Origin of the sequence: Azotobacter salinestris, from assembly GCF_009363155.1 — a bacterium.
GTDB classification, from domain to species: Bacteria; Pseudomonadota; Gammaproteobacteria; order Pseudomonadales; family Pseudomonadaceae; genus Azotobacter; species Azotobacter salinestris.
Window position 1 is genome coordinate 1,365,136 of record NZ_CP045302.1, and the last position, 22,485, is coordinate 1,387,620.

Annotated in this window: 22 protein-coding genes; 5 read left to right on the forward strand and 17 right to left on the reverse strand. The window is 64.2% G+C overall.

Annotated features, from left to right (window positions below; translation table 11 throughout):
• Window positions 1–2: 2 nt before the first annotated feature.
• Entirely contained in the window at window positions 3–701 is a 699-nt protein-coding gene (lolD, locus tag GCU53_RS06420; RefSeq protein ID WP_152386875.1) for a lipoprotein-releasing ABC transporter ATP-binding protein LolD, read from the reverse strand.
• Window positions 694–1,944 (reverse strand): lipoprotein-releasing ABC transporter permease subunit, encoded by a 1,251-nt coding sequence (locus GCU53_RS06425; RefSeq protein WP_152386876.1) that lies wholly within the window; start codon window positions 1,942–1,944, stop codon window positions 694–696. Before GCU53_RS06425 ends, lolD begins: the two co-directional genes overlap by 8 nt.
• Before the next feature lie 287 nt (window positions 1,945–2,231).
• Between GCU53_RS06425 and GCU53_RS06430 the strand changes: the two genes are divergently transcribed.
• Window positions 2,232–2,954 carry a glycerophosphodiester phosphodiesterase gene (locus GCU53_RS06430; RefSeq protein ID WP_152386877.1) on the forward strand — a complete coding sequence of 241 codons (723 nt, stop codon included), beginning with the start codon at window positions 2,232–2,234 and terminating at the stop codon, window positions 2,952–2,954.
• Window positions 2,955–2,996: 42 nt separating this feature from the next.
• Here the strand turns inward: GCU53_RS06430 and sthA are convergent, their stop codons facing one another.
• The 10 genes from sthA to GCU53_RS06480 form a co-directional block, all read right to left on the reverse strand.
• Window positions 2,997–4,391, reverse strand: a complete 1,395-nt coding sequence (gene sthA / locus GCU53_RS06435; RefSeq protein WP_152386878.1) for a Si-specific NAD(P)(+) transhydrogenase — start codon at window positions 4,389–4,391, stop codon at window positions 2,997–2,999.
• Between the two features lie 130 nt (window positions 4,392–4,521).
• On the reverse strand, window positions 4,522–4,755 hold the full coding sequence (nqrM, locus tag GCU53_RS06440; RefSeq protein ID WP_152386879.1) for a (Na+)-NQR maturation NqrM: 234 nt from the start codon (window positions 4,753–4,755) through the stop codon (window positions 4,522–4,524).
• Window positions 4,752–5,714: an FAD:protein FMN transferase gene (locus GCU53_RS06445; RefSeq protein ID WP_425278165.1), complete on the reverse strand. Its 963-nt coding sequence runs from the start codon at window positions 5,712–5,714 to the stop codon at window positions 4,752–4,754. Before GCU53_RS06445 ends, nqrM begins: the two co-directional genes overlap by 4 nt.
• A gap of 64 nt (window positions 5,715–5,778) precedes the next feature.
• Window positions 5,779–7,002 carry an NADH:ubiquinone reductase (Na(+)-transporting) subunit F gene (nqrF, locus tag GCU53_RS06450; protein WP_152386880.1) on the reverse strand — a complete coding sequence of 408 codons (1,224 nt, stop codon included), beginning with the start codon at window positions 7,000–7,002 and terminating at the stop codon, window positions 5,779–5,781.
• 15 nt (window positions 7,003–7,017) lie between these two features.
• Entirely contained in the window at window positions 7,018–7,626 is a 609-nt protein-coding gene (gene nqrE / locus GCU53_RS06455) for an NADH:ubiquinone reductase (Na(+)-transporting) subunit E (protein WP_152386881.1), read from the reverse strand.
• Window positions 7,626–8,300, reverse strand: a complete 675-nt coding sequence (locus GCU53_RS06460) for an NADH:ubiquinone reductase (Na(+)-transporting) subunit D (RefSeq protein ID WP_208845496.1) — start codon at window positions 8,298–8,300, stop codon at window positions 7,626–7,628. The genes nqrE and GCU53_RS06460 overlap by 1 nt, the downstream gene beginning before the upstream one ends.
• Window positions 8,297–9,085 (reverse strand): Na(+)-translocating NADH-quinone reductase subunit C, encoded by a 789-nt coding sequence (locus GCU53_RS06465; protein WP_152386883.1) that lies wholly within the window; start codon window positions 9,083–9,085, stop codon window positions 8,297–8,299. The genes GCU53_RS06460 and GCU53_RS06465 overlap by 4 nt, the downstream gene beginning before the upstream one ends.
• The gene (locus GCU53_RS06470) at window positions 9,078–10,289 is read right to left on the reverse strand and encodes an NADH:ubiquinone reductase (Na(+)-transporting) subunit B (RefSeq protein ID WP_152386884.1); all 1,212 of its coding nucleotides are present in this window, start codon (window positions 10,287–10,289) and stop codon (window positions 9,078–9,080) included. The genes GCU53_RS06465 and GCU53_RS06470 overlap by 8 nt, the downstream gene beginning before the upstream one ends.
• 3 nt (window positions 10,290–10,292) lie before the next feature.
• Complete coding sequence (locus GCU53_RS06475) at window positions 10,293–11,630, reverse strand: Na(+)-translocating NADH-quinone reductase subunit A (RefSeq protein ID WP_152386885.1); 1,338 nt, start codon at window positions 11,628–11,630, stop codon at window positions 10,293–10,295.
• Window positions 11,631–11,937: 307 nt separating this feature from the next.
• Complete coding sequence (locus tag GCU53_RS06480) at window positions 11,938–13,386, reverse strand: glyceraldehyde-3-phosphate dehydrogenase (RefSeq protein WP_152386886.1); 1,449 nt, start codon at window positions 13,384–13,386, stop codon at window positions 11,938–11,940.
• 159 nt (window positions 13,387–13,545) lie between these two features.
• On the opposite strand from GCU53_RS06480, the gene mfd reads away from it, so the two are divergent.
• Together mfd and GCU53_RS06490 are read left to right on the forward strand one after the other, a co-directional pair.
• Window positions 13,546–16,995: a transcription-repair coupling factor gene (mfd, locus tag GCU53_RS06485; protein ID WP_152386887.1), complete on the forward strand. Its 3,450-nt coding sequence runs from the start codon at window positions 13,546–13,548 to the stop codon at window positions 16,993–16,995.
• 12 nt (window positions 16,996–17,007) lie between these two features.
• Window positions 17,008–17,532, forward strand: coding sequence for a CsiV family protein (locus GCU53_RS06490; RefSeq protein WP_152386888.1), 525 nt, complete (start codon window positions 17,008–17,010; stop codon window positions 17,530–17,532).
• Window positions 17,533–17,595: 63 nt separating this feature from the next.
• Here GCU53_RS06490 and GCU53_RS06495 read toward each other — a convergent pair whose 3' ends face one another.
• From GCU53_RS06495 to GCU53_RS06510, 4 genes are read right to left on the reverse strand one after another with little or no spacing between them, the layout of a single operon-like run.
• Complete coding sequence (locus GCU53_RS06495; protein ID WP_152386889.1) at window positions 17,596–18,333, reverse strand: S-methyl-5'-thioinosine phosphorylase; 738 nt, start codon at window positions 18,331–18,333, stop codon at window positions 17,596–17,598.
• Window positions 18,334–18,342: 9 nt separating this feature from the next.
• Window positions 18,343–19,341 (reverse strand): beta-N-acetylhexosaminidase, encoded by a 999-nt coding sequence (nagZ, locus tag GCU53_RS06500; protein ID WP_152386890.1) that lies wholly within the window; start codon window positions 19,339–19,341, stop codon window positions 18,343–18,345.
• 9 nt (window positions 19,342–19,350) lie between these two features.
• On the reverse strand, window positions 19,351–19,875 hold the full coding sequence (locus GCU53_RS06505) for a L,D-transpeptidase (RefSeq protein ID WP_152386891.1): 525 nt from the start codon (window positions 19,873–19,875) through the stop codon (window positions 19,351–19,353).
• A gap of 45 nt (window positions 19,876–19,920) precedes the next feature.
• Entirely contained in the window at window positions 19,921–20,643 is a 723-nt protein-coding gene (locus tag GCU53_RS06510) for a TetR/AcrR family transcriptional regulator (protein ID WP_152386892.1), read from the reverse strand.
• A gap of 377 nt (window positions 20,644–21,020) precedes the next feature.
• On the opposite strand from GCU53_RS06510, the gene lexA reads away from it, so the two are divergent.
• Both lexA and sulA read left to right on the forward strand, forming a co-directional pair.
• Complete coding sequence (gene lexA / locus GCU53_RS06515) at window positions 21,021–21,629, forward strand: transcriptional repressor LexA (RefSeq protein WP_152386893.1); 609 nt, start codon at window positions 21,021–21,023, stop codon at window positions 21,627–21,629.
• Between the two features lie 8 nt (window positions 21,630–21,637).
• Window positions 21,638–22,108, forward strand: a complete 471-nt coding sequence (sulA, locus tag GCU53_RS06520; RefSeq protein WP_152386894.1) for an SOS-induced cell division inhibitor SulA — start codon at window positions 21,638–21,640, stop codon at window positions 22,106–22,108.
• 67 nt (window positions 22,109–22,175) lie between these two features.
• Here the strand turns inward: sulA and GCU53_RS06525 are convergent, their stop codons facing one another.
• Window positions 22,176–22,409 (reverse strand): hypothetical protein, encoded by a 234-nt coding sequence (locus GCU53_RS06525; protein WP_152386895.1) that lies wholly within the window; start codon window positions 22,407–22,409, stop codon window positions 22,176–22,178.
• Between the last annotated feature and the right edge of the window lie 76 nt (window positions 22,410–22,485).

Consider the following 22,485-nt stretch of genomic DNA (forward strand, 5'->3'; position numbering starts at 1 on the left):
GCTCACTCCGCGACCAGTCGACCGTCTTCGAGACGCAGCACCCGATCCATCTGCCGGGCCAGCTGAGGATCGTGGGTCACCACCAGAAAGGCCGTCTGCAAGGAGGCGCTGAGCTCCAGCATCAGCTCCTGGATACCGTGGGCCGTGTGCTGGTCGAGGTTGCCGGTCGGCTCGTCGAGCAACACCAGCCCCGGCTGGTTGGCCAGGGCGCGGGCGATCGCCACGCGCTGGCGCTCACCGCCGGAAAGCTCCGCCGGCTTGTGCCTGAGACGGTGTTCCAGACCGACCCGCTCAAGCAGCGCAGCAGCCCGCCGACGCGCTTCGGGAATCGCCACCCTGGCGATCAGCAAGGGCATGCAGACGTTCTCCAAGGCCGTGAACTCAGGCAACAGGTGATGGAACTGATAGACGAAACCCAGCGCGCGATTGCGCAACAGGCCCCGCTCCTTCTCGCTGAGCGCCGAGAGCTCCTTGCCGGCCAGCCACACACTGCCCTCGCTAGGCGTGTCCAGGCCGCCGAGCAGATTGAGCAGGGTACTCTTGCCGGAGCCCGAGCTGCCGACGATGGCCACCCGCTCGCCCGGATGCAGTTCCAGCTCCAGACCGGAGAGCACCACCACCGACTGCGGGCCCTCCTCGTAGCGCTTGCCCAGGTTGCGGCAACTGAGAACGGCCCGACTCTTCATAGCAATGTCACTCATAACGCAAGGCCTCCGCGGGCTGGGTGCGCGCGGCGCGCCAGGCCGGATACAGGGTGGCGAGGAAACTCAGCAGCAGGGCCGCCCCGCAGACCAGCACCACGTCCTCGCCCATCAGTTGCGAGGGCAGGTAATCGATGAAATAGACGTCCGCGCTGAGGAACTTGTGGCCCAGCAGCCTCTCGAGCGCCGCGATCCAGCTGCCGATGTTGAGCGCGGCGAGAACACCCAGGACGCCACCGATCAAGGTGCCGATCACGCCGATCACCGTGCCTTGCACCATGAAGGTGGCCATGATCTGCGCCGGTGTGGCGCCCAGCGTACGCAGGATGGCGATGTCGCCCTTCTTGTCAGTCACCACCATGACCAGCGTGGAAATGATGTTGAATGCCGCCACTGCAACGATCAGCAACAGCAGCAGCCCGATCATGTTCTTCTCCATGCGAATCGCCTGATACAGATTGCCATGGCTACGCGTCCAGTCGCGGGCGTAAAAGTCCTCTCCCTCCAGGCTCCCGGCTATCGCCCAGGCGGTGCGTGGCGCCTGGAACAAATCGGCGAGCTTGAGTCGCAACCCCTGGACCTGGCCGCCTTTCCAGCGCTGCAGCCGTCCCAGGTCATCGAGATGGGCCATGGCCACGTAGCCATCCAGCTCGCCGGCACCGACGTGGAAGATCCCCTGCACGGTAAAGCGCTTTATCCGTGGAAACATGCCGGCCGGCGTGACCGTCACCTCGGGAGCGACGAAGGTGAGCCGGTCGCCGATGCCGACGCCCAGTTTGGCAGCCGCCTTGTCGCCGATGAGGATGCCGAATCCGCCCGGCTGCAACGCCGCCAGACTGCCTTGGCGGAAGAAGTCGCCAATGATCGACACGCGCGGTTCGAGAGTGGGATCGATGGCGTTGATCAGCACCTTCTGTACCTGACCGTTGTGGGTCAGAAGCCCCTGCATCTGGGTGAAGGGCGCCACCGCGACGACCTGGGGATGCCTCTGCGCCCGTGCCGCCAGACTGCGCCAATCGTCGATCGGCACCGGGCTTTCGATGGTCGCATGAGGGACCATGCCAAGCACCCGGGTGCGCATCTCGTAATCGAAGCCATTCATCACCGACAGCACCAGGATCATCACCAGCACACCCAGCGCCAGCCCGGTCATCGAGGTCAGCGAAATGAAGGAGACAAAATGGTTGCGACGCCTGGCGCCCGTATAACGCAAGCCGATGAAAACGGACAGCGGTCTGAACATAGCGAAGAATCGTTATCGTCGGCGAAAGAGATGCGCCCCTGACGGGGCCTGAAGGCCGAGTCCAGCTGTTACACTCAGGGCCGGCAGCTGGCCTGGGAGACGCCATGTCGACATGGAATCGCCGCGCATACTACCGTATCGCTGCGACGGATGGCACCGGAAATTGCCCGGCCATCACCAGGAATCATGGACAGCGAGACACATTGTGCACGTCCTGCGCGCGTGCTCCCGCCCCGCTTTCGCCCCTCTCAACCACGCAGAGCGAAACCGCTCCGAAAGGACCCATAGTGACTCTCATCTACGGCCACCGCGGCGCCAAGGGCGAAGCCCCGGAAAACACCCTGATCGGCTTCCAGCGCTGCCTGGAACATGGTGTACGGCGCTGCGAGCTCGATCTGCACCTGTCTCGCGACGGCGAGCTGATGGTGATTCATGACTCGGCCCTGAAGCGCACTACCGGGCGTCGGGGCAAGGTCAGCGAGCAGGATGCCGCGGAACTGGCGAACATCGATGCCCGCCTGGGTGGCCCCGGCTGGGTACGGCCCTGCACTATCCCGCGTCTTGCCGAGCTTTTCGAGAAATGCGACTTCGAACACTGGCAGCTGGAGGTGAAGAGCGCTTCGCGAGTACGCGCGGCTCGCACCGTGCTGGCCATCCAAGAGTTGGTGGAGCGCCATGGACTGCTCGACCGGATCACCGTGACCTCGAGTTCACGGGAAGTCCTGCGCGCCCTGCGGCGGCTGACGCCTGGCTTGTCGCGCGGCCTGGTCGCCGAATACGCCTGGCTCGACCCGGTGAAAGTCGCCAGCAACCACGGCTGCGAGCTGCTCGCCCTGAACTGGACACTGTGCACCCCGGAACGCTTGAAAAAGGCCCGACAGATGGGTCTGCAAGTATCGGTATGGACGGTGAACGAACCGGCGCTGATGCGCCGGCTCGCCGATTTCGGAGTGGACAGCCTGATCACAGACTTTCCCGGTTTGGCCATTGCCACCCTTGGGAAAGGCTGAAGTCGCCCCCTCCGACCGGCTCAGGCCACCGGTCGGAGCCTCTCAAAAAAGCCGGTTGAGCCCGTCGTACGCCGCCACTCGGTAGGCTTCGGCCATGGTCGGGTAGTTGAAGGTGGTGTTGATGAAGTACTTGAGGGTATTCGCCTCGCCCTTCTGGTTCATGATCGCCTGGCCGATGTGGACGATTTCCGAGGCCTGATAGCCAAAGCAGTGCACGCCGAGGATTTCCAGGGTCTCGCGGTGGAAGAGGATCTTCAGCATGCCAGCCTTCTCGACGGCGATCTGCGCCCGGGCCATGCTCTTGAAGAAGGCCTTGCCGACTTCGTAGGGAACTTTCGCCTGGGTCAGCTCGCGTTCGGTCTTGCCGACCGAACTGATCTCCGGAATGGTGTAGATCCCGGTCGGCACGTCGTCAACGAAACGCCAGCTGTCGTTCTCGGTGATGCTGCCTGCGGCCGAACGGCCCTGGTCATAGGCGGCACTGGCCAGGCTTGGCCAGCCGATCACATCGCCGGCTGCATAGATGTTGCCGACTTCGGTGCGGTAATGCTCGTCGACCTGAATCTGGCCGCGACTGTTGGCCTTGAGACCGATGTTTTCCAGGCCCAGCTTGTCGGTATTGCCGGTGCGGCCGTTACTCCACAGGAAGGCGTCGGCCTTGATCTTCTTGCCGGACTTGAGGTGCAGGATCACCCCGTTGTCCAGGCCTTCGACGCGCTCGTACTCCTCGTTGTGACGGATCAGCACGTTGTTGTTGCGCAGGTGGTAGCTGAGCGAGTCGGAGATTTCGTCATCGAGGAAACTGAGCAACTGGTCGCGGTTGTCGATGAGATCGACCAGCACGCCCAGGCCACTGAAGATGGAGGCGTACTCGCAGCCGATGACCCCTGCTCCGTAGATGATCAGCCGGCGCGGCGTGTGACCGAGGCTGAGGATGGTGTCGCTGTCGTAGATGCGTGGATGGCTGAAATCGACATCGGCCGGACGATAGGGACGCGAGCCGGTGGCGATGACGAATTGCTTGGCCACCAGCTTCTCCACCATGCCGTTGAGGTGGACGACCTCGATGGTGTGCTCGTCGCAGAAGCTCGCGGTCCCGAAGAAGGTATCGATGCGGTTGCGCGCGTAGTAGCCGGTCCGCGAGGAAACCTGCTTGGCGATGACCTGCTCGGCGCTCTTCAGGACATCGGCAAAGGAAAACCAGCGCGGCTCGCCGATCTGGCGGAACAGCGGGTTGTTGTTGTACTGCATGATCTGCCGCACCGAGTGGCGCAGTGCCTTGGAGGGAATGGTTCCGAGGTGGGTGCAGTTGCCGCCGACCTGGGGGCGATCATCCACAACCGCCACCTTGCGCCCGGCCTTCACGGCATTCATCGCTGCCCCTTCGCCAGCAGGGCCTGTGCCGATTACCACCACATCGTAGTTATATACAGCCATACTTACTCCTGAAAACGCAGCGGGGCGCCCCCGATGCGGTTGACGAATTCGCTAGGAACCTGACTGAATACTTCAACACCGATCCCGTCGCTATAGGTCTTTTGAGTATCTTAAGCCCATCCTAGAGCGGTTAATCCCTGTTGGCGTCATAGGCGAGGCTGGGCCTGGCCGCCTTGTCGCCCCCGGCATTCGCTTCCTCGCACTTGTCCTGATCGCCTCCACAGATGGGACACTCGTCCTTTTCGATCCCCAGATTGGCGATGCCGCCGCAGGAGCCGGCAATCGGCTTGCGGCCCATGATCACGCCGATGGACATGCCCAGCACCACCAGCACCATGACGAGAAAAACCAGTACCCAGGTCATTGCTTGTCTCCTGTACCGAACAGCCGCTCGAAGGCTGCCGTGCTCTTGGTGATGAACGCCTGCCCCTCGCGGATCACCAGAAAGGCGGCGATATCCTGCCGCTCCGCAAAGGCCAGGCCGCGCTCGTCGCCGAGCACCATCAATATGGTGGACAGACCATCCGCCCTGAGGGCCGAAGGGTCCACGACCGTCACTGCGGCCAGTCGGTGCACGACCGGTGCGCCGCGCTTGGGGTCCACCGTATGGGAATAGCGCTTGCCGTCCTGCTCGAAGAAATTGCGGTAGTCGCCCGAGGTGGAAACCGCATAGCCGTCAAGGGCGATGATCTTCTGTGCGACCCGCTCGTGGTCGTGTGGCGCCTCAATGGCGATCCGCCAGGGCGTGCCGTCGGGCTTGCGTCCCCGGGCCTTGAGCTCGCCGGTAATCTCCACCAGGTAGCTGTCCACGCCCAGCGCCTCAAGACGGGCAGCGACCCGGTCGACCGCATGGCCGGCCGCGATGCTGTTGAAATCCACCTGCACCGGGGCGTCCTTGCACAGTCGATCGCCATCGATGCGCAGATGCCGATATCCCACACGCTGGCGTGCCGCCGCGATCGCCTCGGCATCCGGCACCTGTTCGCCGTGACCGTGCGGGCCGAAGCCCCAGAGGTCCAACAGAGGACCGACGGTCAGATCCAGCGCCCCCTCGCTCTCCACGGACAGGCGCTCGCCAGCGGATACCAGCGCACGCACCTCGTCAGGCATCGGCGCACAACTGCCGGCGGGAAGGGTGTTGAAGCGTTCGATATCCGAATCGGTACGGTAGGTGGAAAGCTGCCGGTCGAGCGCCACCAGGATCGACTCAGCTTCGCGCTGCAGCTCCTCCCGGGCAGGCATGCCCCGGCGCTGGACGTACTTCACCGAATAGGTGCTGCCCATGGTCGGGCCGGCAAAGCTTTCCACCTGCTCAGAAAACATGCAGCCCGCCATCGTGGCCGCCAAGGCGACCACGATGGCGGGCTTCAGTATTGCAGCAACCACACTAGCCGCCGAAGTCGTCAAGCAGGATGTTTTCCCGTTCGACGCCCAGATCAAGCAGCATCTTGATGACCGCCGCGTTCATCATCGGCGGACCACACATGTAGAACTCGCAGTCCTCCGGAGCCGGATGGTCCTTCAGGTAGTTCTCGTAGAGCACGTTGTGGATGAAGCCGGTCAGGCCGGTCCAGTTGTCCTCGGGCTGCGGATCGGACAGCGCCAGGTGCCACTGGAAATTCGGATTCTCCGCCTGCAGCTGGTCGTACTCTTCGACGTAGAAAGCCTCGCGCATGGAGCGCGCGCCGTACCAGAAGCTCATCTTGCGCTTGGATTTCAGGCGCTTGAGCTGGTCGAAGATGTGCGAGCGCATCGGCGCCATGCCGGCGCCACCGCCGATGAACACCATCTCGTTGTCGGTATCCTTGGCGAAGAATTCGCCGAAGGGACCGTACACCGTGACCTTGTCGCCCGGCTTCAGATTGAACACGAAGGAAGACATCTTGCCCGGCGGGATGTCGTCGCGGTTCGGCGGCGGCGAGGCGATGCGGATGTTGAACTTGACGATGCCCTTCTCTTCCGGGTAGTTCGCCATGGAATAGGCGCGGATCGTCGTCTCGTCCACCTTGGAGACGAAGCGCCACATGTTGAACTTGTCCCAGTCGCCGCGGTACTCCTCCTGGATGTCGAAGTCCTTGTAGTGGACCACGTGCGGCGGGCACTCCAGCTGGACGTAGCCGCCCGCGCGGAAGTCCACGCTCTCGCCTTCCGGCAGGCGCAGGGTCAATTCCTTGATGAAGGTGGCCACGTTGGGGTTGGACTCCACCGTGCATTCCCACTTCTTCACGCCGAAGACTTCTTCCGGCACTTCGATCTTCATGTCCTGCTTGACCGGGGTCTGGCAGGACAGGCGCCAGCCTTCCTTGGCCTGGCGGCGGGTGAAGTGCGACTCCTCGGTGGGCAGCATCTCGCCGCCACCAGACTCGACCACGCACTTGCACTGCGCGCAGGTGCCACCGCCACCGCAGGCGGAAGACAGGAAGATGTTGTTGGACGCCAGGGTCTGCAGCAGCTTGCCGCCGGCCGGCACGGTAATGGTGCGCTCGCCGTTGATCTCGATGTTCACGTCGCCGCTGGACACCAGCTTGGCGCGGGCGGCAAGAATGACCACCACCAGCGCCAGCACGATGGCGGTGAACATGCCGATGGCGAGGAATATTTCGTAACTCATCTGCTCATCCCGTCCTTACAGCTGAACGCCGGAAAAAGACATGAAGCCCAGGGACATCAGGCCAATGGTGATGAAAGTGATCCCCAGTCCCTGCAGCCCTTCGGGCACATCGCTGTATTTCAGCTTCTCGCGGATACCGGCGAGCAAGGCGATCGCCAGAGCCCAGGAGAAGCCCGAACCGACCCCGTAGACCACGCTTTCCGAGAGGCTGTAATCGCGCTCGACCATGAACAGGGTGCCGCCCATGATGGCGCAGTTCACGGTGATCAACGGCAGGAACACGCCCAGCGCGTTGTAGAGCGAGGGCACGTACTTGTCCAGGAGCATCTCGAGGATCTGCACGATGGCCGCGATCACGCCGATGTAGCTGAGCAGGCCGAGGAAGCTGAGATCGACTTCCGGCAGACCGGCCCAGGCCAGCGCCCCGTCCTTCAGCAGATAGGTGAAGATCAGGTTGTTGGCCGGCACCGTGATGGCCTGCACCACCACGACCGCGATGCCGAGGCCGATGGCGGTTTCCACCTTCTTGGAGATGGCGATGAAGGTGCACATGCCGAGGAAGAAGGCCAGTGCCATGTTCTCCACGAACACGGCCTTCACGAACAGGCTGATGTAATGCTCCATTAGTAAGCCTCCTTGTTCGAGACCTGCGGGGCCAGACGGTAGGCCGGCTTCTCGACCTGACCTTTCTTCCAGCTACGCAGGCCCCAGATGATCAGGCCGATGAGGAAGAATGCCGAGGGCGGCAGCAGCAGCAGGCCGTTGGGCAGATACCAGCCACCGTCCTTGATTGCCGGCAGGATGGTGAAGCCGAGCAGCTTGCCGGCGCCGAACAGTTCGCGGATGGTGCCCAGCACGATCAGCATGGTGCTGTAGCCGAGACCGTTGCCGATGCCATCGAAGAACGACAGCAGCGGCGGATTCTGCATGGCGAAGGCCTCGGCACGGCCCATCACGATGCAGTTGGTGATGATCAGGCCGACGAACACCGAGAGTTGCTTGGACAGCCCGTAGGCGAAGGCCTTGAGCAACTGATCGACCACGATCACCAGCGAGGCGATGATCACCATCTGCACGATCATGCGGATCGAACTGGGGATCTGGCTGCGGATCAACGAGATAAAGAGGTTGGAGAAGCCGGTCACCAGAGTCAGGGCGATCGACATCACCAGCGCGGTCTTCAGGTTGGAGGTGACCGCCAGGGCCGAGCAGATGCCGAGGATCTGCAGGCCGATGGGGTTGTTGTTGAAGACCGGATTTAACAGGACTTCCTTGATGGTCGGTTGCGCCATGCTCAGGCCCCCCCATTGCGCAGGTTAGCGATAAACGGACCGAAGCCCCTCTGGCCGAGCCAGAAGCGCAGCAGGTTCTCGACGCCGTTGCTGGTCAGGGTTGCGCCAGCCAGGCTGTCCACCTGATGGATCGCCTTCGGGCTTTGCGGATCGACGCCACCCTTGACGATATCCACGGCCAGAGTACCTTCCTCGTCGAACAGGGTCTTGCCCGGCCACAGGCCCTTCCATTTCGGGTTGTCCACTTCGCCGCCCAGACCGGGGGTCTCGGCGTGCTGGTAGAAGCCCATGCCGACCACGGTGTTCAGGTCACCCTTGAGCGCCATGAAGCCGTACAGGGTCGACCACAGGCCGTAGCCGCGCACCGGCAGGATCAGGGTGTCCAACTGGCCGTCCTTCTCCACCAGATAGACGGTGGCAAAACGCTCGCGGCGCTTGATCGAGGCGATGTCCTCGTCGCCCGGCAGGGTATCGGACAGCTTGGGATCCTTGGCCGCCTTGAGCGGATCGAAAGTGCTTGCGTCATGCGCGTCGGTGAAGGTGCCGGTCTCCAGGTCGACGACCTTGGCGACGATGCGCTCCTTGTACAGCGCCTTGACCTGCTTGCCGGACATGTCCGCATCGCCCAGCCCGGCGATGGCCAGGATGCTACGCTGCTTGTCCAGCTGACGATTCTCGACCTGGGTGGGCTTCAGTGCCACAGCTGCGCCGGCGACGAACACCGAGCACACCAGGCAGACCGCCAGGGCCACCGTCAGCGTGCGAGCGGTGGATTCTTTCTGATTAGACATTGCGTGCCAGCCTCCGCTTGATGTTGGCCTGAACGACAAAGTGGTCGATCAGCGGTGCACACAGGTTGCCGAACAGGATGGCCAGCATCATGCCCTCGGGGAATGCCGGGTTGACCACGCGGATCAGCACGACCATCACCCCGATGAGGATGCCGAACACCCACTTGCCGGTATTGGTCATGGAGGCCGAAACCGGGTCGGTAGCCATGAACATCATGCCGAAGGCGAAGCCGCCGACGACCAGATGCCAGTACCAGGGCATGGCGAACATCGGATTGGTATCGGAACCGATCAGGTTGAACAGGGTGCTCAAGGCAATCATGCCGACCAGCACGCCGGAGACGATGCGCCAGGATGCGATCCTGGTCAGCAGCAGTACACCGCCGCCGATGAGGATCGCCAGGGTGCTGGTCTCGCCGATGGAGCCGTGTACGGTGCCGATGAACGCATCCATCCAGCTGGCGCCAGTGGCAACCACGCCATCGATGCCCCCGGCAGCCGCCAGGCTCAGGGCGGTGGCGCCGGAATAGCCGTCGACCGCGGTCCATACGCCGTCACCGGACATCTGGGCCGGATAGGCGAAGAACAGAAAGGCGCGACCGACCAGTGCCGGATTGAGGAAGTTCTTGCCGGTACCGCCGAATACTTCCTTGCCGATCACCACGCCGAAGCTGATGCCCAGCGCCACCTGCCAGAGGGGGATGCTCGGCGGCAGGATCAGGGAGAACAGCACGGAGGTGACGAAAAAGCCCTCGTTGACCTCATGCTTGCGCACCGAGGCGAACACCACTTCCCAGAAGCCGCCGACGATGAAGGTCACCGCATAGATCGGCAGGAAGTAGGCCGCCCCCTGGACGAAGCAGTCCCACAGGCTGTTCGGATCGAATCCGGCCAGGGCCCCGGTTAGGGCAAAGCGCCAACCGTCCTGGGCCGCCAGCAGCTCGGGGCTCTTGGCGAAAATCAGGTTGGCTTGGTAGCCGGTGTTCCACATGCCGAAGAACATCGCCGGGAAGGTGCAGAGCCAGACCAGGATCATCATCCGCTTGAGGTCGATGCCATCGCGCACGTGGGCGGTGGTCTTGGTCACGCTGCCCGGACGATAGAGAAAGGTGTCGACCGCCTCATACAGGGCGTACCACTTCTCCAGCTTGCCGCCCTTTTCGAAGTTGTGCTCGATCTTGTCGAGAAACGCTCGGATTCCCATCAATCAACCCTCCTTCTCGATGCGGGTGAGGTTGTCCCGGAGAATCGGGCCGTACTCGTACTTGCCGGCACAGACATAACTGCACAGAGCCAGGTCCTCTTCATCCAGCTCCAGCGCACCGAGCTTTTGCGCCATCTCGGTATCGCCAACGATCAGGCTGCGCAGCAGCTGCGTCGGCAGGATATCCAGCGGCATCACCGCCTCGTAGTTGCCGACCGGCACCATGGCGCGCGGGCTGCCGTTGGTGGTGGTGGAAAAAGCGAAACGCTTTTCCTCCATCAGCTTGGAGACGAACACGTTGAGCACCGAATGCTTGTCCGTACCGGCACGCAGGTAGTGCAGCATCTCTCGCTCGTCGCCCTCTTTAAGGCAGGACACCTGCAGGTGATAACGGCCGAGATAGGCAAAGGCGCCGTGGGCACTGCGGCCACCCAGCAACGAGCCGGACACCACGCGGTTGTAGCCGGGCTGCAGCTCGCCGGCGGTCAGCTCATCGAGATTGGCACCCAGCCGGGTACGCAGCAGACGCGGGCGCTCGACCACGGGGCCGCCCAGGGCAACGACACGCTCGACCCACAGACGACCGCTGGTGAACAGCTTGCCGACGGCGATCACATCCTGGTAATTGATGGTCCAGACACACTTGCTGGCACTGACCGGATCGAGGAAATGGATATGGGTCCCCGCCAGACCGGCCGGATGCGGACCGGCGAAGGACTCGGCCTGAACCTTGGTCAGTTGCTCGCCAGGCAAGGCAGTGCGATCGGCCTTGCACAGGTAGACCTTGGCCAGATTGCCGAGCACCTTGAGACCGCTCTCGAAGTCCGCCGCCTGCTCGGCGATGATCACAGCCGGATTCGCCGCCAGCGGATTGGTGTCGATGGCGGTGACGAAGATCGAGCTGGGCGTCGAGTCGACCGCCGGCACGCGACTGAACGGCCGGGTACGCAACGCGGTCCATAGACCGGAGCGCAGCAGGTTCTCACGCACCTGCTCGCCACTCAAGCTCTCCAGCTGCTCCTGCGGATACTGGGCGAAGGTCTCCTCCTCGTCGCCTTCCAGGTCGATGACCACCGACTGGAGGACACGCTGTGCACCCCGGTGGATGGCGCTGACGACCCCGGCCCCTGGCGCTGTGTATTGCACCCCCGGCGTCTTCTTGTCGCTGAACAGGACCTGGCCAAGCTTGACCCGATCACCGACCTGGACATTCATGGTTGGCTTCATGCCGTGATAGTCGAAGCCTATCACGGCCACACTGTGAACCGGTCTCGCAGCTTCTATGCGCTGCGTCGGCTCACCTGTTATGGGCAAATCGAGCCCCTGTTTGATTCTGAACATAGGTTTAAGACCTAACCCATTGATTTCAAGAACAATACAAGACTCAAAAGAACGCCAACGGGGGAACAATCAACGGCGGACCGCATGCTCCAACGCTGCACAGCTTCCGAATCCCGGCAAAAAATCCGCCCGATTATAAGGACGCCCTTGGATGATGGCCACCCAAGGACTTGTTTCTTTTACATTTTCTTGAAAGGAAATTTTTCCTGCTTATGCCTTTCCGCGGATGCAGAGCAGATGGAAAAACAGGATGCATAAAAAACAAAAACGGGAGCCGAAGGCTCCCGTTCTGCGATCGAGGCGAAAATCAGCAGGGGAAGGCAGGCGGATTGACTCCGGCCATGTCCTCCAGCACGCGCACAACCTGGCAGCTGTAGCCGAACTCGTTGTCGTACCAGACATAGAGCACGACACGGTTGTCGTTGCAGATGGTGGCTTCCGCATCCACCACGCCCGCATGGCGAGAGCCGACGAAATCGGTGGACACGACCTCGGACGAGTTGACGAAATCGATCTGCTTGTGCAGATCGGAGAACATGGCCACCTGACGCAGATATTCGTTGATCTCGTCGCGGCTGGTGGATTTCTCCAGGTTCAGGTTGAGGATTGCCATGGAGACGTTCGGCGTCGGCACGCGGATCGCGTTGCCGGTCAGCTTGCCTTTCAGCTCCGGCAGAGCCTTGGCCGCGGCAGTGGCCGCACCGGTCTCGGTGATCACCATGTTCAGCGGAGCGCTACGGCCACGACGGCTGCCCTTGTGGAAGTTGTCGATCAGGTTCTGGTCGTTGGTGTAGGAATGCACGGTCTCCACGTGACCATTGATGATGCCGAACTTGTCGTTCACCGCCTTCAGCACCGGCACGATGGCGTTGGTGGTGCAGGAAGCCGCGGAGATGATCTTGTCCTCGTCGGTGATGTCGCGATGGTTGATGCCATGCACGATGTTCTTCAGCGCCCCCTTGCCCGGAGCGGTCAGAACCACGCGGGCGGCGCCCGGGCACTTCAGGTGCTGGCCGAGGCCTTCGGCATCGCGCCACTTGCCGGTATTGTCCACTACGATGGCGTCCTGAATGCCGTATTTGGTGTAGTCGACGGAAGTCGGATCGTTGGAGTAGATCACCTGAATCAGGTTGCCGTTGGCAAGGATGGTGTTGCTTTCCTCGTCCACGGTGATGGTGCCTTCGAACGGACCGTGCACCGAGTCGCGGCGCAGTAGGCTGGCGCGCTTGGCCAGATCGTTGTCGGCGCCCTTGCGCACGACGATGGCGCGCAGGCGCAGGCCGTCGCCGCCGCCGGTCTTCTGGATCAGGATGCGCGCCAGCAGGCGACCGATGCGGCCAAAGCCGTACAGCACCACGTCGGTGCCCTTGTGCTGGATGCTGTTCTGCTTGCCGACGACCTCGGCCAGCTCATCGCGAACGAATTGCTCGACGGAGCGACCGGCGGCGCCTTCCTTGTACTTGGCGGCCATCTTGCCCAGGTCGACGGAGGCGGCACCGAGCTTCAGCTCGCTCATCGCCTTGAGGATCGGGAAGGTCTCGTGCACCGAGAGCTCGGCCTCGTCGGTCTGGCGATGGCGGGCGAAGCGATGGGCCTTGAGGATCGCGATGACGGAGCGGTTGATCAGGCTGCGGCCGAAGATCGAGGTCACCACGTTGTTGTTGCGGTAGAGCTGGCCAATCAGCGGGATCATCGCCTCTGCGAGCGCTTCACGGTCAATCCATTCACCAAGACACTGGTCGGGCTTCTGATTCACGGGCGACACCTTCTTACGTGTAGGGGCTAATAAAAATGACTACATTATGACCATGCCGGCACAGGCCGGCAATCAACAGCGGATGAAACACTGACAGCAAAGCACGCGGATAGTTACAATCGGCCGGATATCAATTTTTCCCCGGAGCCACGCCTCTTCGTGTCCGTACTGCGTCTTCCGAGCCTGCCGGCAGCCCCCGGCAAACAACACTGGGGCAACCTGCCGGGCACGGCACTCCCGCTGGCGATTGCCGAAGCCGCCAGTGCCGCCGCCAAGCGCTTTACCCTGCTTCTCACCGCCGACAGCCTGAGCGCCGAGCGCCTGGAACAGGAACTGCGCTTCTTTGCCCCCGGGCTCCCGGTACTGCAGTTTCCGGACTGGGAAACCCTGCCCTACGACCTTTTCTCGCCCCACCAGGACATCGTCTCGCAGCGCATCGCCAGCCTCTACCGCCTGCCGGAACTGAGCCACGGCGTGCTGGTGGTACCGATCACCACCGCCCTGCACCGCCTGGCGCCTAAGCCCTTCCTGCTGGGCAGCAGCCTGGTGCTGGACGTCGGCCAGCGGCTCGATGTGGAGCAGATGCGCCAGCGCCTGGAAGCGGCCGGCTACCGCTGCGTGGAGACCGTCTACGAACACGGCGAATTCGCCGTGCGCGGCGCACTGATCGACCTCTTTCCCATGGGCAGCGAGCGGCCCTACCGCATCGACCTGTTCGACGACGAAATCGAGACCCTGCGCACCTTCGACCCGGAGACCCAGCGCTCGATCGACAAGGTCGAGTCGATCCGCCTGCTGCCAGCCCGCGAATTCCCGCTGCGCAAGGAGGCGGTCGCCACCTTCCGCGCCCGCTTCCGCGAGCGCTTCGACGTCGACTTTCGCCGCTGCCCGATCTATCAGGACCTCGCCAGCGGTATCACCCCGGCCGGCATCGAGTACTACCTGCCGCTGTTCTTCGAGGAAACCGCCACCCTCTTCGACTACCTGCCGTCCACCACCCAGGTGTTCTCCCTGCCCGGCATCGAACAGGCCGCCGAGAACTTCTGGAGCGACGTGCGCAACCGCTACGAGGAGCGTCGCCTCGATCCGGAACGCCCGCTGCTGCCGCCCGCCGAGCTGTTCCTGCCGGTGGAGGACTGCTTCGCCCGGCTGAAGGACCGGCCGCGGGTGATCGTCTCGGCCGAAGAGATCGAACCCGGCGTCGGTCGCGAGCGCCTGCCCGCGCGCCACCTGCCGTCGCTGGCCTTGGATGCCAAGGCCAGCCAGCCACTGGCGGCCCTGGCCGACTTCCTCGGCGAGTTTCCCGGCCGCGTGCTGTTCACCGCTGAGTCGGCCGGGCGCCGCGAGGTGCTGCTGGAACTGCTCGCACGCCTGAACCTGCGCCCGCAGAACGTCGACGGCTGGCCGGGCTTTCTCGCCAGCGCGGAGCGCCTGGCCATCGCCATCGCCCCGCTGGACGATGGCTTGCTGCTCGAGCAGCCCGCTCTGGCGCTGGTCACGGAGAGCCTGCTGTTCGGCCAGCGGGTCATGCAGCGCCGGCGCCGGGAAAAGGTGCGCGAGGGCGGCGACAACGTCATCAAGCACCTCACCGAACTGCGAGAGGGCGCACCGGTGGTGCACATCGACCACGGCGTCGGCCGCTATCGCGGCCTGGTCACCCTGGAGGTCGAGGGCCAGGCCGCCGAGTTCCTCATGCTCGAATATGCCGAGGAAGCCAAGCTCTACGTGCCGGTGGCCAACCTGCACCTGATCGCCCGCTATACCGGCAGCGACGACGCCCTCGCCCCGCTGCACCGGCTGGGCTCGGAGCAATGGCAGAAGGCCAAGCGCAAGGCCGCCGAGCAGGTCCGCGACGTCGCCGCCGAGCTGCTCGACATCTATGCCCGCCGCGCCGCCCGCGCAGGCTTCGCCTTCAAGGACCCGGCCGCCGACTACGCAGCCTTCAGCGCCAGCTTCCCCTTCGAAGAAACCCCCGACCAGCAGGCGGCCATCGACGCGGTGCGCGCCGACATGCTGGCGCCCAGGCCGATGGACCGCCTGGTCTGCGGCGACGTCGGCTTCGGCAAGACCGAGGTGGCCATGCGTGCCGCCTTCATCGCCGTGCACAGCGGCCGGCAGGCCGCCGTGCTGGTGCCTACTACCCTGCTCGCCCAGCAGCACTACAACAGCTTCCGTGACCGCTTCGCCGACTGGCCGGTGAAGGTCGAGGTGATGAGCCGTTTCAAGTCGGCCAAGGATGTCGAAGGCGCCATCGCCGCGCTGGCCGAGGGCAAGATCGACATCGTCATCGGCACCCACAAGCTTCTGCAGGACGACGTCGAGTTCAAGAACCTGGGCCTGGTCATCATCGACGAGGAGCACCGCTTCGGCGTGCGCCAGAAGGAGCAGCTCAAGGCCCTGCGCAGCGAGGTGGACATCCTCACCCTGACCGCCACGCCGATCCCGCGCACCCTGAACATGGCCGTCGCCGGCATGCGCGACCTGTCGATCATCGCCACTCCGCCGGCACGCCGGCTGTCGGTGCGCACCTTCGTCATGGAGCAGCAGAACACGCTGATCCGCGAGGCACTGCTGCGCGAGCTACTGCGCGGTGGGCAGGTCTACTACCTGCACAACGAGGTGAAGACCATCGACAAGTGCGCCCGCGAGCTGGCCGAACTGGTGCCCGAGGCGCGCATCGCCATCGGCCACGGGCAGATGCGCGAACGCGAACTCGAACAGGTGATGAGCGACTTCTACCACAAGCGCTTCAACGTGCTGGTGGCCTCGACCATCATCGAAACCGGCATCGACGTGCCCAGCGCCAACACCATCGTCATCGAGCGCGCCGACAAGTTCGGCCTGGCCCAGCTGCACCAGCTGCGCGGCCGGGTCGGCCGCAGCCACCACCAGGCCTACGCCTACCTGCTTACCCCGCCGCGCAAGCAGATGACCGAGGACGCGCAGAAGCGCCTGGAGGCCATCGCCGGCGCCCAGGACCTCGGCGCCGGCTTCGTCCTGGCCACCCACGACCTGGAGATCCGCGGCGCCGGCGAGCTGCTCGGCGAAGGCCAGAGCGGGCAGATCCAGGCAGTCGGCTTCACCCTCTACATGGAAATGCTCGAGCGCGCGGTCAAGGCCATCCGCAAGGGCGAGCAGCCGAACCTGGAGCAGCCGCTGGGCGGCGGCCCGGACATCAACCTGCGGATTCCGGCGCTGATCCCCGAAGACTACCTGCCGGACGTGCACGCCCGCCTGATCCTCTACAAGCGCATCGCCTCGGCGGCCGACGCGGAAGAACTCAAGGAGCTGCAGGTGGAAATGATCGACCGCTTCGGCCTGCTGCCCGAGCCGACCAAGCACCTGATGCGCCTGACGCAGCTCAAGCTGCAGGCGGAGCAGCTCGGTATCGCCAAGATCGATGCCGGCCCCCAGGGCGGGCGCATCGAGTTCGCCGCCCATACCTGCGTCGATCCCCTGGTGCTGATCAAGCTGATCCAGAGCCAGCCGAACCGCTACAAATTCGAAGGCGCCACCCTGCTCAAGTTCCAGATCCCCATGGAGCGCCCGGAAGAACGCTTCAACACCCTCGAGGCGCTGCTCGAGCGCCTGACTCCGCCATCCGCTTAAGGACAGACCCCCATGCGTGCGCTACGCCTGCTTCCCCTGCTGTTCGCCCTGCTCGCTCCCGCTGCGTTTGCCGAGGGGCTGTATCAGATCGAATTGATCCTGTTCCGCCAGCCCGGCGATCTGCTGCTCGCCGGCCAGCCGCCGGCGGAGAACTGGGCCACTGGCGCACAAACCCTGAACGATACGAATCGCCGGACCCCGACCCTGGAAGAACAGGCGGCCAAGCTATCGAAAACCGAAGGCTACAAGGTACTGCTGCACAAGGCCTGGCAGCAGCAGTTGGGCGGCGCACCGAGCCGGATGGCCCTGAGCGATGGCAAGGAGCGTCACGGCCACTACCCCATCGAAGGCACGCTGAGCCTGACCCAGGGCCGTTACATGGACGTCGCGGCGGAATTCTGGATCAATCGCTTCGACAACACCGGCTTTCTCGCCGGCAGCGAACGCCTGAAGCAGACGGGTCGCGTTTCCCCCGGCCAGCTCACCTTTCTCGATCACGGCAACCTGGGCCTGCTGATCCTGATCACCCCGCGCTGACCTGCGCAGAACGAAAAAGGACCGCCGCAGCGGTCCCTTTCGCTTTCAGGCCTCGAACGCGGCTCAGGCTGCCAGCACACGCCCGAGCACAGCCCTGGCCTTGCCCATGCCCGCGCCCAGGGCACGCTCGATATCGTCCATGGTGATCAGGGCGGCACTCTTGCCCGCCGCCGGATTCACCACCAGCGCCAGACAGGCGTAGGGCAGCTCCAGCTCGCGGGCCAGTACCGCCTCAGGCATGCCGGTCATGCCGACGATGTCGCAGCCGTCCCGCTCCAGGCGGGCGATCTCGGCGGCAGTCTCCAGACGCGGCCCCTGGGTGCAGCCATAGACCCCATGCCCGCTGAAGGCACAGCCTTCGGCGGCCAGGGCCGCGACCAGCTGCTGGCGCAGGGGCTCGTCGTAGGGATGGCTGAAATCCACATGGGTGACGGTGTCGAGATCGTCCTCGAAGTAGGTGTGTCTCCGGTCGAAGGTGTAGTCGATGATCTGGTGCGGCACGCAGAAGTGCCCGGTGCCCATCGCCGCATGGATGCCACCGACGGCATTGACCGCCAGGATCGTCGTGGCGCCGGCCTGGCGCAACGCCCAGAGGTTGGCCCGGTAGTTGACCCGATGCGGCGGGATGCGGTGCGGGTGGCCATGGCGAGCCAGGAACAGCACCTCGCGGCCGGCGTACTCGCCGCGCAGGATGTCCGCCGAAGGGGCGCCATAGGGCGTCTCCAGCGCCAGGGACTGATGGATGCTCAATCCTTCCAGCTGGGTCAGACCGGTACCGCCTATGATCGCATGGACCGTCATTTCATCTCCTCAATCGATCAGCCGGGCCTGGCGCAGACTCTCGAGCGCGCGCAGCCAGCGTGGGTTCTGCTTGTAGTCGATCCCCGGGAGGGCCCGCCGGCGCATCCGCGCCAGGCGCGGCGCCGGTCGCACGCCGAGGCGCTGCAGGGCGGACAGGGCCAGTTCGGCCGCCGCCCGGTCGTTGCACACCAGCCCCATGTCGCAGCCGGCGGCGAGCGCCGCCTCGATCCGTTCCGCCGCATCGCCGGCCACATGGGCGCCAGCCATCGACAGGTCGTCGCTGAACACCACCCCGTCGAAGCCCAGCTCGCCGCGCAGGATGTCCTGCAGCCAGCGGCGGGAGAAGCCGGCCGGCTGCGCATCCACCTGCGGATAGATGACGTGCGCCGGCATCACCGCCTCCAACTGCCCGCCGAGCTTCTGGAAGGGCAGCAGGTCCTGGCTGCGGATCGCCTCGAGGCTGCGTTCGTCGGTGGGAATGGCCACATGGGAATCGGCTTCCGCCCAGCCATGTCCGGGGAAATGCTTGCCGGTGGCGGCCATGCCGGCGACGTGCATGCCGCGGACGAAGGCCCCGGCCAGACGGACGACCATCTTCGGATCGCCGGCGAAGCCGCGCGAACCGATCACCGTGCTGCGCCCGTAATCGAGATCCAGCACCGGCGCGAAACTGAAGTCCAGTCCTGCCGCCAGCACCTCGCTGGCCATCAGCCAGCCACATTCCTCGGCCAGCCGCTCGGCCGCCTCATGGCCGGCCAGCGACCCCATCGCCGGCAGGCGAACGAAGCCCTGGCGCAGGCGCTGCACGCGGCCGCCCTCCTGATCGACGGCGAGCAGCAGATCGGGACGCACGGCACGGATCGCCGCGCAAAGCTCACGGACCTGGGTCGGGTGCTCGATATTGCGGGCGAACAGAATCAGACCGCCCACCTCGGGCTGACGCAGCACATGGCGATCCTCGGCGGTCAGCCAGGTGCCGGCGATGTCCAGCATCAAAGAGCCTTGCATGAAAAATCCTTAAGTGAGATCGGCCGCCGCCCAATCGGGGCACGGCGCTTCTTCGATCCGCACGCGACAGTGCAGGGGGACGCGCGGGTAGAGCTCCAGCAGATCGGCATTGCGCAGGCGCACACAGCCGTGGGAGCGCGGCACTCCCATGGGTTCGCTGTCCGGCGTGCCGTGGAGATAGATGTAGCGACGGAAGGTGTCGACCGCGTCGAGCCGGTTGCGCCCGATTTCGCAGCCGCTCAGCCAGAGGATCCGGGTGAGGATCCAGTCGCGGCCGGGAAAGGCTTCGTGCAGCTCCGGCGTCCAGACTTCGCCGGTCCAGCGCCGCCCGCGCAGCACGGCTCCCGCCGGCAGCCCCTCGCCGATCCTGGCGCGCACCTGATGCAGTCCGCGCGGCGTGCATCCGGAACCGGACTGCTCGCCGGGGCCGTTGAGGGCGGTGGAAACCGCCAGGCGCAGGAGCAGGCGGCCGTCGGCAAAACCGTACAGCGCCTGATCCGCCAGGGAAACATGAAGAAGATCGAGAAATCGCATGGGCCGCTAGCTTAGCCGATCGGGACGTTGCCGCCCACCGCCCCGCTACTCGTCCGCCTCGGGCGGAACGGGACGAGCCGCGCTCCTGGAGGACTGCACCGCCTTGCCACGCGGCCTGGGCCGGGCATTGACCAATTGCGGATCCTCGATGGCACTTCCGGCGCGCATGCCGGCGGCGAGAAAGGGCACCAGCAGGCGCAATGCCTGCTCGCTGGAGGTCTGCACCTCAAAGCGCTCCGAGGCGGAAGCACACAGCGTATCGATACCCGATAGGCTGAAGGTGGCTGCGCCGAGCATGAAATGGGTGCGCCAGAACAGCTCCAGCGGCGGAATCCCCGGCACCGCCTCCTCCAGCAGCAGCAGGTAGCGCCGGAAGAGCTTGCCGTAGGTGTCCTCGAGATAGCGCCGCAGGTGCTCCTGCCCCTGGCCCAGGGCCAGGCCGAGCAGACGCATGAAGATGGCCATGCCGCTGCGCGGGCGCGCTGCCTGCACCTGTGCGATAGTGACCTCCAGAAGCTCCTCGAGGCTCATGCCTACAGACTGACGGCGATCCAGCTCACGCTCCAGACCGGCACAGAAGGGACCGAGCACCCGGGAGAAGACCGCCTCGATGAGCGCACTCTTCGAGCCGAAGTGGTAGTTCACCGCCGCCAGATTGACATCAGCTCTGCTGGTGATCAGCCGCAGCGAGGTTTCGGCGAATCCCCTTTGCGCGAACAGCAGCTCGGCAGCCTCCAGGATGCGCTCGACTGTTTCCGAGTGGGGCATGCGTCCTCCGCCGGGTGACGACCCTGTCGTTTGTAGCCGCCATTGTATTTCAATTCGAGCACCGGACTGCGCCGGGAGTGCCAAAGCCTCAATCCGGACCCTGTGAAAACATGGCGAGCGAAGGCCCGGCAAGGTGCAACGCAGCGAGGCGGAGTAACAGCCGGAGGCCGGCCCGCAGGGCGGGCGCAGCGAGTCGATCCGGCGAAGAAGCGCAGTTCACGTACTGTAAATGAGCACTCGGGGACGCCGCACCCGACCCGACTTCAATGCGGCATGGTCGAGCGCAGCAGTTTTCACATAACCTGAATCGAGAGGTTGCCAGTCAAACGACACTGTATATAATCCCAGTGACTGGATAAAAAGACAGAGCAGCCTCCATGTACAAACTGACGCCTCGCCAAGTCGAAATTCTCGCCTTCATCAAGCGCTGCCTGGAGGAGAACGGCTATCCGCCGACCCGGGCCGAAATCGCCAGGGAACTCGGCTTCAAGTCGCCCAACGCGGCGGAAGAGCATCTCAAGGCGATGGCCCGCAAGGGCGCGATCGAAATGACCCCGGGCGCCTCCCGCGGCATCCGCATTCCCGGCAGCGAAGTCGACAGCGAACCGGCCAGTCTGCCCGTCGTCGGCCGGGTCGCGGCCGGTGCACCGATCCTCGCCCAGCAGCACATCGAGGAAACCTGTCAGATCAATCCGGACTTCTTCCATCCCCGCGCCGACTACCTGCTGCGGGTGCAGGGCATGAGCATGAAGGATGTCGGCATCTACGACGGCGACCTGCTGGCCGTGCACACCTGCCGCGAGGCACGCAACGGCCAGATCGTGGTGGCGCGCCTCAACGACGAGGTCACGGTCAAGCGCTTCAAGCGCGAAGGGGACAAGGTCTGGCTGATCGCCGAGAACCCTGAATTCGCCCCGCTCGAAATCGACCTGAACGAGCAGGATCTGACCATCGAAGGATTGAGTGTCGGCGTGATACGCCGCTAGGAGGAACCATGCAGCTCCCGCAGCCGCCGAATTCGCAGTTGATGTCGTTCGAAGCGGCTCTGGTCCGGCCGTCCTGCCGCGATGGGGAGGAAACGCCAGGATCGCCTCCGGCCAGACAAACGGAACCCTTCAGTGAACTCAGCCTGCGTGGCGATGCCGGTCAATGCCTGTTCCTGCTCGCCCCCATGCTGCGCGAGCTGAGCCAAGGCAACGACGGACGCTGGCTGACCCTGGTAGCCCCCCCTGCCAACCTGAGCCATGGCTGGCTGCGCGAGGCAGGCCTGAATCGCGAGCGGATTCTTCTGCTGCACCCCTCAAGAGAGCAGGAGCCGAGCGAGCTGGCGTGCGAAGTCCTGCGCCTGGGGCGCAGTCATACGGTGGTCAGTTGGCTGAGCCAGGTGAGCCGGCCGATCAGGCATCGGCTGCGTCAGGCTGCACGGATCGGCCGAGCCCATAGCCTGAACATCCGCCTGGGCTGAGGCCTACCAGCAGGCGGCGAAAAGGAGTCGGCCGCACGATCGCCCGCGCTCACGGGCGCATTCGGTCTCAGTGCAGCACCCGCGGCAGCTCGTCGCTTTCGAAGTCGCCCTCGGCCAGACGTCCGGCCAGCTGCACGCCCACGTTCAGCATGGCCTTGGCCACCTCGATGTGGTGCCCCTGCAGAAAGTTCTTCGCGCTTTCGGAAAAGTCGAGGATGACCAGTTCTTCCTCGTCATCGGCACGACGCAAGGCGATGCGCCCATCGGGCAGTTCGACAATTTCGAGAAAGGACGTAGGCATAGGGCTCTGCTCATGGAAAAGGCTGGACATTGTAATGTAACAGTCGATCCTGGGCATCCCTGGATGGCTTCCCCTC

Coding starts and splice junctions, on each gene's coding strand:
- GCU53_RS06465 (WP_152386883.1), bottom strand. CDS start 9,085: ATGTCTAATCAGAAAGAATCCACCGCTCGCACGCTGACGGTGGCCCTG.
- GCU53_RS06505 (WP_152386891.1), bottom strand. CDS start 19,875: ATGCGATTTCTCGATCTTCTTCATGTTTCCCTGGCGGATCAGGCGCTG.
- GCU53_RS06495 (WP_152386889.1), bottom strand. CDS start 18,333: ATGACGGTCCATGCGATCATAGGCGGTACCGGTCTGACCCAGCTGGAA.
- GCU53_RS06425 (WP_152386876.1), bottom strand. CDS start 1,944: ATGTTCAGACCGCTGTCCGTTTTCATCGGCTTGCGTTATACGGGCGCC.
- nqrE (WP_152386881.1), bottom strand. CDS start 7,626: ATGGAGCATTACATCAGCCTGTTCGTGAAGGCCGTGTTCGTGGAGAAC.
- nqrF (WP_152386880.1), bottom strand. CDS start 7,002: ATGAGTTACGAAATATTCCTCGCCATCGGCATGTTCACCGCCATCGTG.
- sulA (WP_152386894.1), top strand. CDS start 21,638: ATGCAGCTCCCGCAGCCGCCGAATTCGCAGTTGATGTCGTTCGAAGCG.
- lolD (WP_152386875.1), bottom strand. CDS start 701: ATGAGTGACATTGCTATGAAGAGTCGGGCCGTTCTCAGTTGCCGCAAC.
- GCU53_RS06470 (WP_152386884.1), bottom strand. CDS start 10,289: ATGGGAATCCGAGCGTTTCTCGACAAGATCGAGCACAACTTCGAAAAG.
- sthA (WP_152386878.1), bottom strand. CDS start 4,391: ATGGCTGTATATAACTACGATGTGGTGGTAATCGGCACAGGCCCTGCT.
- nagZ (WP_152386890.1), bottom strand. CDS start 19,341: ATGCAAGGCTCTTTGATGCTGGACATCGCCGGCACCTGGCTGACCGCC.
- GCU53_RS06445 (WP_425278165.1), bottom strand. CDS start 5,714: ATGTTTTCTGAGCAGGTGGAAAGCTTTGCCGGCCCGACCATGGGCAGC.
- lexA (WP_152386893.1), top strand. CDS start 21,021: ATGTACAAACTGACGCCTCGCCAAGTCGAAATTCTCGCCTTCATCAAG.
- GCU53_RS06475 (WP_152386885.1), bottom strand. CDS start 11,630: ATGTTCAGAATCAAACAGGGGCTCGATTTGCCCATAACAGGTGAGCCG.
- GCU53_RS06490 (WP_152386888.1), top strand. CDS start 17,008: ATGCGTGCGCTACGCCTGCTTCCCCTGCTGTTCGCCCTGCTCGCTCCC.
- nqrM (WP_152386879.1), bottom strand. CDS start 4,755: ATGACCTGGGTACTGGTTTTTCTCGTCATGGTGCTGGTGGTGCTGGGC.
- GCU53_RS06525 (WP_152386895.1), bottom strand. CDS start 22,409: ATGCCTACGTCCTTTCTCGAAATTGTCGAACTGCCCGATGGGCGCATC.
- GCU53_RS06510 (WP_152386892.1), bottom strand. CDS start 20,643: ATGCCCCACTCGGAAACAGTCGAGCGCATCCTGGAGGCTGCCGAGCTG.